General features: G+C 65.7%; 12 protein-coding genes. 8 read left to right on the forward strand and 4 right to left on the reverse strand.

The features are described from left to right. Positions 1 to 36: 36 nt before the first annotated feature. Positions 37 to 648, reverse strand: a complete 612-nt coding sequence (locus QW863_RS09975; RefSeq protein WP_315716756.1) for an invasion associated locus B family protein — start codon at positions 646 to 648, stop codon at positions 37 to 39. 262 nt (positions 649 to 910) lie between these two features. Here QW863_RS09975 and QW863_RS09980 point away from each other — a divergent pair, with 262 nt between their 5' ends. The 3 genes from QW863_RS09980 to QW863_RS09990 all read left to right on the forward strand — a co-directional run bounded on the left by QW863_RS09980 (position 911) and on the right by QW863_RS09990 (position 4,739). Beyond that, positions 911 to 1,885 (forward strand): NADPH:quinone oxidoreductase family protein, encoded by a 975-nt coding sequence (locus tag QW863_RS09980; RefSeq protein WP_315716755.1) that lies wholly within the window; start codon positions 911 to 913, stop codon positions 1,883 to 1,885. Positions 1,886 to 2,403: 518 nt separating this feature from the next. After that, entirely contained in the window at positions 2,404 to 3,414 is a 1,011-nt protein-coding gene (locus tag QW863_RS09985; RefSeq protein ID WP_315716754.1) for a hypothetical protein, read from the forward strand. A gap of 149 nt (positions 3,415 to 3,563) precedes the next feature. Then, the gene (locus QW863_RS09990) at positions 3,564 to 4,739 is read left to right on the forward strand and encodes a TAXI family TRAP transporter solute-binding subunit (RefSeq protein ID WP_315716753.1); all 1,176 of its coding nucleotides are present in this window, start codon (positions 3,564 to 3,566) and stop codon (positions 4,737 to 4,739) included. Positions 4,740 to 4,858: 119 nt separating this feature from the next. Here the strand turns inward: QW863_RS09990 and QW863_RS09995 are convergent, their stop codons facing one another. Further along, entirely contained in the window at positions 4,859 to 5,260 is a 402-nt protein-coding gene (locus QW863_RS09995; protein WP_315716752.1) for a YkvA family protein, read from the reverse strand. A 105-nt stretch (positions 5,261 to 5,365) separates the two neighbouring features. Continuing rightward, positions 5,366 to 5,668 carry a 4a-hydroxytetrahydrobiopterin dehydratase gene (locus QW863_RS10000; RefSeq protein ID WP_315716751.1) on the reverse strand — a complete coding sequence of 101 codons (303 nt, stop codon included), beginning with the start codon at positions 5,666 to 5,668 and terminating at the stop codon, positions 5,366 to 5,368. Positions 5,669 to 6,042: 374 nt separating this feature from the next. Between QW863_RS10000 and QW863_RS10005 the strand changes: the two genes are divergently transcribed. Together QW863_RS10005 and QW863_RS10010 are read left to right on the forward strand one after the other, a co-directional pair. Beyond that, complete coding sequence (locus QW863_RS10005) at positions 6,043 to 7,386, forward strand: TAXI family TRAP transporter solute-binding subunit (protein ID WP_315716750.1); 1,344 nt, start codon at positions 6,043 to 6,045, stop codon at positions 7,384 to 7,386. Between the two features lie 139 nt (positions 7,387 to 7,525). After that, positions 7,526 to 9,097 carry an alkaline phosphatase D family protein gene (locus tag QW863_RS10010; RefSeq protein ID WP_315716748.1) on the forward strand — a complete coding sequence of 524 codons (1,572 nt, stop codon included), beginning with the start codon at positions 7,526 to 7,528 and terminating at the stop codon, positions 9,095 to 9,097. 36 nt (positions 9,098 to 9,133) lie between these two features. On the opposite strand, the gene QW863_RS10015 is transcribed toward QW863_RS10010, so the two are convergent. After that, a complete protein-coding gene (locus QW863_RS10015; protein WP_315716747.1) occupies positions 9,134 to 9,508 on the reverse strand; it encodes a response regulator in 375 nt (124 codons plus the stop codon). Positions 9,509 to 9,675: 167 nt separating this feature from the next. Between QW863_RS10015 and QW863_RS10020 the strand changes: the two genes are divergently transcribed. From QW863_RS10020 to QW863_RS10030, 3 genes are all read left to right on the forward strand, one after another. Beyond that, positions 9,676 to 10,437: a Crp/Fnr family transcriptional regulator gene (locus QW863_RS10020; protein ID WP_315716746.1), complete on the forward strand. Its 762-nt coding sequence runs from the start codon at positions 9,676 to 9,678 to the stop codon at positions 10,435 to 10,437. Positions 10,438 to 10,840: 403 nt separating this feature from the next. Then, a complete protein-coding gene (gene typA, locus QW863_RS10025) occupies positions 10,841 to 12,667 on the forward strand; it encodes a translational GTPase TypA (RefSeq protein ID WP_315716745.1) in 1,827 nt (608 codons plus the stop codon). A gap of 126 nt (positions 12,668 to 12,793) precedes the next feature. After that, entirely contained in the window at positions 12,794 to 14,038 is a 1,245-nt protein-coding gene (locus tag QW863_RS10030) for an NAD(P)/FAD-dependent oxidoreductase (RefSeq protein WP_315716744.1), read from the forward strand. Positions 14,039 to 14,128: the final 90 nt, after the last annotated feature.

The following is a 14,128-nucleotide window of genomic DNA, read 5'->3' on the forward strand; positions in this document are numbered from 1 at the left end:
GCGACTCGCCTGACGAGCGGTACCGGCGGCCGCCGTCTACCGGCGGCAATCCTGCGCGATGCGGTCGAGCGCCTGGGCGAGGCCCTTCAGTGAGAACACGTCGGTGGTCTCCGTGCCCTTGGCCGAGACGCCCTTGACCACGGCCTCGGGCGCCTTGCGCATGGCATCGACCATCCGCTCTTCCTCGGCGGCGTTCTTGATCCAAAGTCCGTCGCCCTGGGTATACATGGCATAGGAGGCTCCGCCGACCTCCACCGTGGCGTCGGATCCCGGCTTCAGCGCATAGCCGATCATGATCGAGACCTCGTTGAAGACCTTCTCGGAGGGCCGGGTCGACACGAAGGCATAGGCGGGATCGCGCGGACGGTTGGGCGGATTGGTCTTGGAGGATGTCGGCTTGGCCAGCGCGAAGCAGACCTTCTTGCCGCCGGGCATCGCGGTATAGGCGCCCCAGCCGCCGAACTGTCCGATCAGCGTCGGTTCCGCGCCGCCGATGTTGGGAACGGCCGGCTTCGATTCCGATTTCGGTGCGGCCTTCGGATGCGGAGCTGCGGCCTTTGGCGCGGCGCTCTGTGCCGCTACGAGGCTCGGAGCTCCGAACAGCAGCACGCCGCCGACCAGCGTTGTCAACAATCGCCCGAACAACATGATACGTTGAGTTCCCCCGCGACTTCGTTCCACCAATATTGTGACTGGAAAATGGCCCGGAATCGCTGACCGTGGTCGCGATGGATAGCGGCTAAATGCACCGCTTGCAAAGGCCGCAGAGCTGGATTGTCCGGTGCTCCGCGTCCCTGGCCCGGCGCCGCGCAGCTGCCGCGGCCTGATGATGATTGTGGCGCGGCGGCAAATCCGGCATGACGTTCCCAAAGCCGGACCTCGATCCGGCGGCAACGACCAAGGAGCGCCCATGAAAGCCATTCTCTGCTCGCAATTCTGTCAGCCCGACGATCTCGTCCTCACCGAGGTGCCAGATCCGGTGGCCGGTCCCGGCGAGGCCGTGATTGCGATCAAGGCGGCGGCGCTGAACTTCTTCGACATCCTGATGATCCAAGGCAAGTACCAGATCAAGCCGCCGTTCCCGTTCTCGCCGGGTGCGGAGGTCGCGGGTGTCATCGAGAGCATCGGCGATGGCGTCACCGAACTGAAGGTCGGCGACCGTGTCGTCGCCTCCTGCGGCCACAACGGCGCGCGCGAAAAGATCGCGCTGCCGGCCGCGTCGATCGTCAAGATTCCGGACAATCTCGATTTCGATCGCGCCGCCGGCATCATCATCATCTACGGCACTGCGCTGCATGCGCTGGAGGATCGTGCCAGTCCGAAACCGGGCGAGACGCTGGCCGTGCTTGGCGCCGCCGGCGGCACCGGCCTGGCGGCTTGCGAGCTCGGCAAGCTGATGGGGTTGAAGGTCATCGCCTGCGCCTCTTCGGACGAGAAGCTCGAATTTGCCAGGCAGCACGGCGCGACACTGACGTTGAACTACGCCAAGGAGGATCTCAAGGAGGGACTGCGGCGGCTCACCGACGGCAAGGGTGCCGACATCATCTTCGATCCGGTCGGAGGCGCCTACGCCGAGGCAGCGCTGCGCTCCATCGCATGGGAGGGCCGATTCCTGGTGATCGGCTTCGCCGCCGGCGACATCCCGAAGATGCCGCTGAACCTCGCGCTGCTGAAGGGCTGTGATATCCGCGGCGTGTTCTGGGGCGCCTGGACCCGACTCAACCCCGCCAAGAACCGCGCCAACCTCGAAAAGCTCGTGCAGTGGACCGCGGAGGGCAAGCTGTCGTCGCATGTCGACCGCACCTTCCCGCTGGCTCAGACCGCCGATGCCTTGAAGGTGCTGGCCGGCCGCCAGGCGATGGGCAAGGTGATCCTGCACCCCTGAGGACGTCGCGCATGAAGGCCCCGGGGGGCTGTACTCCCCGGGATAGCCTCGCCCTGATCCGCACAACCAAACCGAGCAGAGCCCTGGCTGTTCTGCCGACGGAATGCTCGAGCCGGCCCGGCGTCGCTGTGACATCCGCGCGCTGCACGGCGGTCGCAAATTTGTTCGGCGGGCTGCCGCGCCGGCGTCACGGATTCGCAACCGGAAGCAGAAAATCCGAAAACGAGCGTTTCTTGGTTAACACAACCACGCCACATTGTGGCATGGTTAATTTGAGGCTTGGCCGTTGTTATCACGACGTTTCTGGATTTGGCGCCGTGCGATGTCGCACGTGCGTTGCCACAATCAGATCAAAATGTTTCCAGAATCATGCCGGCTCTCGTCCACTTTTAGTCGGATTCAATTAGTCAATTAGTTGTCGGCAGTGGGGTGCCTCTGGCAATCGTGACGTGTCTCGAGCTTCTGACGGGCTTGGGACCAAAAGTATGTTGCGTGAAGTTGAGATGGGGATGAAGGCCATGGCTGAGCGGACGACGCGCGGGCGTTTCAACAACAGAACTCCTTCGGAGCCTGACTTCAGGCCTTTCCCCGACGAACTCCCTCAGGAGCGCCCACCGAGCTATCGTTTCGGCCGGTCGACCCAGGATAACTATCCAAACGACGAATCGATGCCGATGTTCCTCTCTGAGTATGAGAGCGGCAACCAGATCGACAGCACGCATTTCGAGGACCAGTGGCCGGAGCGGACCCGCCGCGTCTCGGTCTCGTCCCGGATTCTTCTCGCCGTGGTGGCTGCGGCCGGCGTCGCGGTGCTCTTCGCGCTTGTCACCTCGGATGCGACGCGCGACCTGATCGCCAGTGCCAAGGCTTCCATCATCGGCGCCACGCCGGACCCGACGGCCCCGCCGCAGGCCACCAACACGCAGCTCACCGCGCGCGACATGCAGCTGAACGAGCCGGCGCGACTGCCGCCCGCCGAGCCGCCGGCTGCGGCGGCGCCGGTGCAGACGGCAGCCGTGGCCCCGACGCGTGACGACATCGCCAACGCCTACCAGACAGCGCTGCAGAATCGCAGTGTGACGCAGCCCGCGCCGGTTGCAGCACCACCGAGCTTCGCCACGGCACCGTCCGCGCCGGCCCCGAGCGCGATGGAGCCATCCTCGATCAATTCGCCGGGCGCCGGATCGGCAATCGTCGCACCCGGCCTCGGCGCCGTGACCGCCGCTCCGCCGCCCGCGCAGGTCCGCCGGCTCGATCCCGACGAACTCGCGGGCATCATGAAACGCGCCAAGAGCCTGCTGGCCGCGGGCGACATCCCGCCGGCCCGACTGCTGCTGGAGCGCGCGGCCGAGGCGCAAGAACCGGCCGCGGCGCTGATGCTTGCCCAGACCTACGATCCCCACGTGCTGGGGACGAAGGACATCCGCAACATCAATGCCGATCCGGCTGCGGCTCGCAACTGGTACCGCCGCGCCGCCCAGCTCGGCTCGGCTGAAGCGCAGCGCAGGCTCGATCAACTGCAGAACTGAACGCTCGTGACGGCAGCGATGCCGCCTCGTTTCATTTTTTTGTTTCACGCGTGATTTTCGAGTCTGTTCATGGGCGATGCCAGGCGAGACCTGGTGCTGCCCGCGTTCCGGCTCGCAAACATGTGCCAGCCTTAGATCAAGGGGGACAGATGCGACGTCTTGTTGGAGCGGCCCTGGCCGCAATGATGATTGCGTGCGGTTTCGCTGCCCACGCCGAGGAAGGCGAGTTCGACCCCGCCAAGGTGAGCGACAGCCTCAAGGCGATCTTCCAGTTCGGCTCGGTGCAGACCAAGCAGGCGCTGAACGCCAACACGGTGACGCTCATCACCGGCACCATTGGCGGCACCTATGTGCAGTTCGGCGCCGATCTGGCCTCGCTGCTCGACGACGGCAACAATCTGCGCGTCCTGCCGATCGTCGGCCGCGGCTCGGTGCAGAGCGTGGCCGACATCCTGTTCCTGCAGGGCGTCGATCTCGGCGTCGTCCGCGCCGATACGCTCGACTACCTCGAGCGCAAGGGTTTCGCCAAGGACATCAAGCGGCAGTTCACCTACGTCACCAAGCTCTACAATGAAGAGATGCAGGTGATCGCGCCGCGCGCGGTGCGCAACCTGCGTGACCTCGAGGGCCGCCGGGTCAGCGTCGACCTGCCGAATGGCGGCACCTTCGTCACGGCGCTGACGGTGTTCGAGCGGCTTGGCCTGCGCGCCAACTTCGCCTACATCGAGCAGCGCATCGCGATGGAGAAGTTGAAGCGCGGCGAGCTCGATGCCGTCATCGTGGTCGGCGGCAAGCCCTACAAGTCGGTCTCGACCTTCGTGAACGACGGCCGCTTCCATCTCGTCAACGTCGACTACGATCGACCGCTGCAGACCGACTATCTGCCGGCGACCCTGACGGCGAAGGACTACCCGAACCTGATCGCCGAGGGCGAGAAGGTCGACACGATCGCGGTGCCGGCCGTGCTCGCCGCCTATAATTGGGCGCCGAACACCGACCGCTATCGCAAGCTCGCGACCTTCGTCGACGCCTTCTTCACCAAATTCCCGGCATTCCAGAATCCGCCGTTCCATCCGAAGTGGAAGGAGGTCTCGCTGTCGGCGCCGCTGGCCGGCTGGCAGCGGCTGCCGTCCGCGAGCAAATGGCTGGAGAGCCATGCGATGGAAGGCGCACAGCGCGACCGCTTCGATGACTTCCTGAAGCAGAGCAGCGCCGGCAGGGCGATGCCGAGCGAGGCCGACCGCGAGGCGCTGTTCAAGCAGTACCAGGCCTGGGAGGCCGAGAAGACCGGCAGCGCCCGCGCCCAGGCGCGCGGCCAGCGCTGAGCTCGTAGCGTTCGACGAAGTCCCATCAGGAGAAAAGCCCCGCGGATGCGGGGCTTTTTGCTGTTGTGCCCTTCCGATGCGCTGACTGCGGGCGCCCGGCTTGCCGGCCGGAGCCGCCGTCAGCCGATATTCTCGCCGTCAGCGTTCTTGTCTGCCGCCAGCCGCGCGAGTACGGCGCGGGCAGCCGCATGATGGTCGGGCGTGATGTGCGAAGCGACCATGCGGATGGCGGTGGCGAGCACCGCCGCGTCGTCGGTGAAGCCGAGGATGGGCAACACGTCAGGCATGAAGTCGAACGGCACGACGAAGTAGGCGATGGCGCCGAGCAGGGCGACCTGTACGTGCCGGGGTGTCTCCTTGTCGAAGGCGCAGTAATACGCCGCAAGCAGCTCCTCGGCGAATGGCAGCCGCGCGACAACCTTCTTGAACTTGATCCAGAAACGACGGCGAAGGGTCTCGCGATCCCGGGCCAGCCGCTCCGCGGGCTCGAAGCCAACGCTGTAGTCGGTCGCATCCGACATGATGTCCGATCTCCGGTTCCAGACGGCGCTGGGGGCGCGGTCCTCGCCCTCGGATGTGGTGATGGCGACGCCGGCCGCAAGGCGCGTGCCGTCGTCGCCAAGATCTCAGCCGCGCATCGTCGCGGCGATCGCATTCATCGCCTTGGCGAGCGCGATGTCGCGCATGGTCACGCCGCCTGCGTCATGGGTCGTGAGGACCACCTCGACGGTGCGGTAGACGTTGCGCCACTCGGGATGATGGTCAGCCTTTTCAGCGACCAGGGCGACGCGGGTCATGAAGCCGAAGGCTTCGTTGAAGTCTGTGAATGTGAACGTGCGGGCGATGGCCTCACGGCCCTGTGCCTCGGACCAGCCGGGAAGCTCCCGCAAGGCGGTGGCGCGTGCCTCCGCCGACAATGGTTGCGGCATCTCGATCTCCTCTCGTGGTGCAATCGACCGGACACGTGGCAGCATCCGGGCGACTGCGGGGCTACCTCCGGCTGGATCGCGCCGGTGTCCGGTTGCCAAGACTAACCGAAAACGCATCCCGATCAGAGCCTTGTCACAGGCGCGATGCCGGAGGCGCTTGGAACTGCCCCGATCCTCCGGCGACTGGTGCGATGGTAACCATGACGCAGATGTCACTCCGGGCGGACAAGAAATTTGCTACAGTTCGGCTCTATTGAAGGACGACGTGGCCAGACGAAGCCGCCTGTGGCATCGCCCGGGCCTGGACCACCGGAGGACGGGATCTGGTAGATACTCAGACCACGCCAGCGCAGCGCTCACGGATGCGCCCTGCCGTGTTCATTGTCATCGCCGGGATCCTCGCGGTCGTCGGCGCTTTGACGGGTGCCTACTATTTCGCGATGCGTCCCGTGGTGCTCAAGATCGCGGTCGGTCCGCCCAACAGCGACGACCTGAAGGTCGTCCAGGCCCTGACCCAGGCCTTTTCCCAGTCGCACGCCTCCGTCAGGCTGCGGCCGGTTCCGACCGAGGGCGCCGCACAGAGCGCGCAGGCGCTGGCCGCAGGCAAGGTTGACCTCGCGATCGTCCGGGGTGACCTCGAGGTCCCAAAGAACGCGCAGGCCGTGGCGACGCTGCGCAAGAACGTCGCCGTGCTCTGGGTGCCTCCGGGCGGCAAGGGCAAGGGTCGCAAGGGCGCCAAGATCACCAAGATCTCCCAGCTCGCGGGCCACAAGGTCGGCATCATCGGTCGGACCCCGGCGAACGCCAATTTGCTGAAGGTGATCCTGCATCAGTACGGCGTCGACGCCGGCAAGGTCGAGATCGTCCAAGTCCCGATCACCGAGGCCGCCGAAGCCGTGCGCAACCAGCGGGCGGACGTCTATCTTGCGGCCGGACCCATCAATAGCAAGATCACGGCGGATGCGATCGCCGCTGCCACCAAGGACGGCGGCACGCCGACCTTCCTGGCGATCGATTCGGCCGAAGCGATCGCGCAGAACCACCCCGAATATGAATCGACCGAAATTCCCGCCGGCGCGTTTGGCGGCTCGCCCGATCGTCCCGAGGACGAGGTGAAGACCATCGGCTTCAACCACCACATCGTGGCGCGCAAAGGCCTGTCGGATTCGACAGTGTCCGCGTTCACCCATCAGCTGTTTTCGGTGCGCCAGCAATTGCTGTCGGAGTTCCCGCTGGCTGCCAAGATCGAGACCCCCGACACCGACAAGGACGCCGCGATTCCGGCGCATCCCGGCGCGGCGGCGTTCATCAACGGCGAGGAGAAGACCTTCCTCGACCGCTACAGCGACTACATCTGGTGGGGCCTGATGGCGCTTTCGGCGATGGGTTCGGCCGGTGCGTGGTTCGCCGGCTATCTCAAGCGCGACGAACGCACCATCAACACCTCGCTGCGCGATCGTCTGCTGGAGATGATCACGATCGCGCGCAAGAGCGATTCGACCGAGGAGCTCGACCAGCTGCAGAGCGAGGCCGACGAGATCCTGCGCAACACGCTGACCTGCTTCGAGGACGGTGCAATCGAGCACGCGGCGTTGACCGCGTTCAACATCGCGCTCGAGCAGTTCCACAACGCGGTGGCCGATCGCAAGCTCATCCTGATGAGCATGCCCGCCAATCTGCAGCGAACCGGCGCGCAGTTGCGTGCCGCCGGCACCTGAGGGCGGACGATGTTCGCCCTGCGGCCGCGTCACGCGCTGTCCACGGCGCGATTGTAATTCCAGCGTCATCAATCTTTTCTAGGTCTGCCGGGCCGTGGCTCGCGCCGGCTCCCGCGCGCGATCCGACCAGGAGATCCGCATGACGCTTCGCATTCCTCGACCGCACACCGCCCTGTCCCGCCGCCGCTTCCTGTCGACGGCCGCCGCAGCCGGCGTCACGACGCTGGCGATGCCCTATCTGAGCCGCGCCGCCGACCGGCCGCAGATCACGCATGGCGTGCAGTCCGGCGACGTCGGCATGGATGGTGGCGTGGTCTGGGCGCGCGCCGACCGGCCGTCGCAGATGCTGGTCGAGGTGGCGACCACCGAATCGTTCAAGGACGCGCGTACGCTGCCTCCGATTGCCGCGCTTCCGGAAAGCGACTTCACGGCCAAGATGCTGATCGACGGCCTTCCGAGCGGCCAGGACATCTTCTACCGTGTCAAGTTCCGCGACCTGTCGCATACCGCGGTCGAAAGCGAGGCCGTGGCCGGCCGCTTCCGCACCGCGCCAGGCAACAAGCGCGACGTCTCGTTCGTCTGGGGCGGCGACGTGGCGGGGCAGGGCTGGGGCATCAATCCCGATGATGGCGGCATGTTCACCTTCTCGACGATGAAGAAGCACCGCCCGGACTTCTTCCTGCACTCCGGCGACACCATCTACGCCGACGGTCCGATCAAGTCCGAGGTGAAGCTGCCGGACAACAAGGTGTGGAAGAACCTCACCGTGGAAGAGAAGGCCAAGGTCGCCGAGACGCTCGACGAATTTCGTGCCGCCCACAAATACAATTTCCTCGACGAGAATGTTCGCGCCTTCAATGCCGAGGTGCCGATCTTCGTGCAGTGGGACGATCACGAGGTCACCAACAACTGGTCGGCGTCCAAGGAGCTGCCCGCCGCCTACAAGGAGCGCAACATCCAGTTGCTCGCGGCCCGCGCGGCGCGCGCCTTCCACGAGATGTATCCGATGCGCGAGAGCATCATCGAGCCGGGCCGAGTCTATCGCACCATCAACTATGGCCCGCATCTCGACGTGTTCGTGCTCGACGAGCGCAGCTACCGCGGCGCCAACGGTCCCAATCTCGAGGACAAGTATGGTCCGGCGTCCTACTTCATCGGGCCGGAGCAGATGCGCTGGTTGAAGCAGGCGCTGCTCAATTCCCGCGCGACCTGGAAGGTGATCGCCTCCGACATGCCGCTCAGCATCATCGTCTATGACGACGCGGCCAACAAGAAGGGCTCGGAAGCCATCGCCCAGGGTGACGGCCCGGCGCGCGGCCGCGAGCTCGAGATTGCCGAGATCCTGCGCTTCATCAAGACGGCGCCGATCCAGAACACGGTGTGGCTGACGGCGGACGTGCATTACGCGGCCGCGCATTATTACGATCCGAACAAGGCGCAGTTTCAGGACTTCGAGCCGTTCTGGGAGTTCGTCTCCGGTCCGCTGCATGCCGGTACGTTCGGTCCGAACGAGCTCGACAACACCTTCGGCCCCGAGGTGCGCTTCATCAAGGCGCCCGGCCTCGACAAGCAGAATCTGCCGCCGTCGGCCGGCATGCAGTTCTTCGGCCACGTCAAGATCGAAGGCGCCACGGGCCAGATGACCGTGACCCTGCGGGATCGCGCCGACGTCGCGCTGTGGTCGACCACGCTCGATCCGAAGCTGGGCTGAGCCTTCTGCGTCGGCGACCGCGTGCGGCGACCGCAACTAATCGCGTCGCCGCAGCACCGCCTCCAGCGCCTCGGTCGGGCAAGGCTTCGGCAGCCGCGGCCGGTCGGCGAACGCGGGTGGCACGCGGTCGGCGCCATAGCCGGTCGAGAAGGCGAAGGGAATGCCGAGCGCCGTCAGCCGCTCGGCAATCGCAAAGCTCTTTTCGCGGACCAGGCCGACATCGAGCAGCGCGAATTGCGGGACGCGCTCGGCGATCATGGCGAGCGCGGTTGCGACGTCGGCTGCGATCCTGATGTCGGGAACGCCGAGGTCGGTGATGGTGTCTTCCAGTCCGAGCGCAATGATGGGGTCGTCTTCGACGACCAGCACATGCTGATAGAACTCGGGCACGCCTGATTGCGAGCTGGTCATGGGATCTGCGGGTTCCAGGATGAGGGATGGACCCCGCGGCCGGCGCCTCCTCTCGAGCGCGCTGGCGGGTTCCTGGAACCAAGGCAGCATATCAGAGTTCCTGTGTCGGTGCACTTGTGAACACAAGGTGCACGGATCACGCACATGCGTTGCGCACGGGGATGACGATGCTGAGCCAAGGTGTGACCACGCTGAGCCGGGAGCGGCCCTACAACAACCTGCTGCGGCGGCTCAGTCCGGCCGACTACGCGCTGATCTCGCCGTATCTGGTGGAGGATGAGGCAACGCCGAACGAGCTGCTCTACAGTCCGGGTGACGACGTCCAGATCGTGCATTTTCCCTGCGGGCCGGCGCTGACGTCCTATCTCGTTCCCAATGAGGATGGCCGCGACGTCGAGACCATCCTGGTCGGCCGCGAGGGCGCCGTCGGCGGGATCGTCAGCGAAGGCTTCCTGCCGGCCTACACACGGATCGTCGTCAAGTTCGGCGGCCCGTTCGCACGGCTGCCGCTGTCCCGCCTGGCGGCCGCCAAGCTGCAATCCAAGACGCTGCGCAACGTGTTCGCGCGCTACGCCGATTGCATGCTGGCACAGATGTTCCAGTCGACCGCCTGCAACGCGATCCATTCGATCGAGCAGCGGACGGCGAAGTGGATCGTGGCCGCGATGGACCGTACCGATGGCGAGCCGATCGTGCCGCTGACGCATGAGCAGCTGGCAACGCTGCTGGGCGTCGGCCGCAGCTACGTCAGCCGGGTTGTCCAGACCTTCAGGGCCGAGGGCATTCTCGAAACCCGCCGCGGCGCCTTCATGGTGCGGGACTTCGACGCGCTGAAGCGCCGCTCCTGCCTGTGCAACGAGGCCGTGAAGACCCATTTCGAGGAGGTCCTGCGCGGCGTCTATCCGACCGAGCAGGCCGCGGCGGGCTGAGCCTGCAGGCGCCAGTGACTTTCCGCGCACAGACACCAGCCAACCGCGTTGGCTGTCAGCGCTGGTCCTCGTGGAATTGCCGGTCGGAGTGGTTGGTCTCGTCTTCTCCCGCGCTGCCCGGAAGCGTGCGGTCGCGGAGGCGTTAGCCAGCCGCTTGGAAACCGCTCCTCGTTCCTGAAAGCAGTCATTGTTTTTTGGCATTTTCTGCCTATATTGCGCCGCAACGCGTGAGGTCTGCCCGGTCGATTGGCCGGGCTTCCTATTTGGGGCTGCCGGCCCCTGCCGCCGAACGAGTTTCGCGAGCGCGCGTCGCAAAGCTAACAGCTTGATTCGACTATAACAAAGCGCGCGCCCCGCCGGGGACAGAGCACGAGCTCTTGAGAAAGCTTAGAAGACACCGACCATGAATCTTCGCAACATCGCCATCATCGCCCACGTCGACCACGGCAAGACCACCCTGGTTGATCGTCTCCTGCAGCAGTCGGGTACCTTCCGCGAGAACCAGAAGGTCGCCGAGCGCGCCATGGACTCCAACGATCTGGAGCGCGAGCGCGGCATCACCATCCTGGCCAAGGCCGCCTCGGTGCAGTGGAAGGACACCCGCATCAACATCGTCGACACTCCCGGCCACGCCGATTTCGGCGGCGAGGTCGAGCGCATCCTGAACATGGTGGACGGCGCCCTGGTGCTGGTCGACGCCGCCGAGGGCCCGCTGCCGCAGACCAAGTTCGTGGTCTCCAAGGCGCTCAAGGTCGGCCTCAAGCCGATCGTCGTCATCAACAAGGTCGACCGTCCCGACGCCCGTCCGACCGAGGTTATCAACGAGGTGTTCGACCTGTTCGCCGCACTCGACGCGTCCGAGGAGCAGCTCGACTTCCCGATCCTGTACGGGTCGGCCAAGCAGGGCTGGATGGCCGAGAGCCCGGAAGGTCCGAAGGACGCCGGGATGCAGCCGCTGTTCGACCTGGTGCTGCGCCATGTGCCGGCGCCGTCGGTCGAAGAGGGACCGTTCCGCATGATCGGCACCATCCTGGAGGCCAACAACTTCCTGGGTCGCATCATCACCGGCCGCATCACCTCGGGCAGCATCAAGCCCAACCAGGCCGTGAAGGTGCTGAACGCCGAAGGCAAGGTCGTCGAGCAGGGCCGTATTTCCAAGATTCTCGCGTTCCGCGGCATCGAGCGCGTGCCGCTCGACGAGGCCGAGGCCGGTGACATCGTCGCCATCGCGGGCCTGACCAAGGGCACCGTCGCCGACACGTTCTGCGATCCCTCGGTCGAGACTCCGCTCCCGGCGCAGCCGATCGACCCGCCAACCGTGTCGATGTCCTTCATCGTCAACAACTCGCCGCTGGCGGGCACCGAAGGCGACAAGGTCACGAGCCGCATGATCCGCGACCGCCTGCTGCGCGAGGCCGAGGGCAATGTCGCGCTGCGCGTCGTCGAATCCGCCGACAAGGACGCCATGGAAGTGTCGGGCCGCGGCGAATTGCAGCTCGCGATCCTGATCGAGACCATGCGCCGCGAAGGCTTCGAGCTGTCGGTGTCGCGTCCGCGCGTGGTGCTGCAGAAGGACGAGGCCACTGGCGCGTGGCTGGAGCCGATCGAGGAGGTCGTGATCGACGTCGACGAGGAGCATTCCGGCGTCGTCGTGCAGAAGATGAGCGAGCGCAAGTCCGAGATGATCGAGATGCGCCCGTCCGGCGGCAACCGCCTGCGGCTGGTGTTCTACGCGCCGACCCGCGGCCTGATCGGCTATCAGGGCGAGCTGCTCACGGACACCCGCGGCACCGCGATCATGAACCGCCTGTTCCACGGCTATGCCCCGTTCAAGGGCGAGATCGCCGGCCGCCGCAACGGCGTCTTGATCTCCAACGACCAGGGCGAGGCGGTGGCCTACGCGATGTTCAAGCTGGAGGACCGCGGCCCGATGATGATCGAGCCGGGCTGGAAGGTCTATCGCGGCATGATCGTCGGCGAGCACACCCGCGACAACGATCTCGAGATCAACGTCCTGAAGGGCAAGCAGCTCACCAACATCCGCACCACGTCGAAGGACGAGGCAGTCCGCCTGACGCCGCCGATCAAGATGACGCTGGAAAAGGCGCTCGCCTATATCGAGGACGACGAGCTGGTCGAGGTCACGCCGAAGTCGATCCGGCTGCGCAAGAAGCATCTCGATCCGAACGAGCGCAAGCGCGCCGAGAAGCAGAAGGAAGCGGTGGCGTAATTTCCGCCCTCCATTCTCAAATGCGTCATGGCCGGGCTTGTCCCGGCCATCCACGTTTTGGGGCTTGCGAGGACGACGTGGATGCCCGGGACAAGGCCGGGCGTGACGACGGAGTTGGATGAGCCAATGTCTTTCCCATCCTCCATCGACATCGCCATCATCGGCGCGGGTGCCGCGGGCCTCGGCGCCGCACATGCGCTGCAGGACAAGGGCGTCTCGTTTATCGTCCTGGAGGCCCGCGGCCGCATCGGCGGGCGTGCCCACACCATCATGGCTTCGCCTGATGTCACGTTCGATCTCGGCTGCGGCTGGCTGCATTCGGCTGATCGCAACTCCTTCGTCGCCATCGCCGGGAAGCTCGCTTTCGCCATCGACAAGTCACGTCCACCGTGGCGCGACCAGGCCTATGAGGCGGCATTCCCGCGCGAAGAGCGCGAAGAATTCATCCGCGCGCTGGAGGCGTTCTTCATGCGTACCGCGGAGGCTGCCAAGAGCGGCCGCGATGCGCCTGCGAGCATCTGCCTCGAGCCCGGCAATCGCTGGAACGGCATGATCGACGCGATCTGCACCTATCTCAACGGCTGCGAGCTGGAGCAGATGTCGCTGCTCGACTTCGAGGCCTATGAGGACACCGAGCTGAACTGGCGGATCCGCCGCGGCTATGGCGCCCTCGTTGCAGCCTACGGTGCGGACCTGCCGATCGTGCTCGACTGCAACGTGACGCTGATCGACCGTGGCGACAGGCGCATCCGCCTGACGACGTCACAGGGCACGCTGACGGCCGACAAGGTCATCGTGACCGTGCCGACCAATCTCATCGCCGACGAAGCGCTCCGTTTCACGCCGGCGCTGCCTGCCAAGGTCGAAGCCGCTACCGGCCTGCCACTCGGGCTGGACAACAAGGTGACGCTGGCGCTCGACGGCTGGGAGCACCTGCCGAGGGATTCGGGCATGCGCGGCCGCAGCCACACCGCGCGGGTCGGCAGCTTCCAGCTGCGCCCGTTCGGCCAGCCCTGCATCGAAGGTTTTTATGGCGGCAGCTTCGCCCGCGACATCGAGGCGGCGGGCGAGGGGGCCTTGGCGGCGCAGGCGATCGACGACATCGCGGCCCTGCTCGGCAACGACATCCGCAACAGCCTCCGTCCGCTCGCCGAGTCCCGCTGGGGCGCCGACCCGTTCGCGCGCGGCGCCTATTCGCATGCACTGCCCGGACATGCCGACAAGCGCGCCGTGCTGGCCGCGCCGGTTGATGATCGGCTGTTCTTCGCCGGCGAGGCGACGCCCTCGGATTTCTTCTCGACCGCCCATGGCGCGCGCGACAGCGGCGAGCGCGCGGCGCGGGAAGCTCTGGCGTCATTAACCAGGCGCTAGTCCATCGATCGTCATTGCGAGCGCAGCGAAGCAGTCCAGACTGTCACCGCGGTGGGATTTCTCGATCGCTTTCGCTGGGCTCGCGATGAC

This window comes from Bradyrhizobium sp. SZCCHNR1017 (assembly GCF_032381375.1).
In the GTDB taxonomy this organism is placed as follows: domain Bacteria; phylum Pseudomonadota; class Alphaproteobacteria; order Rhizobiales; family Xanthobacteraceae; genus Bradyrhizobium.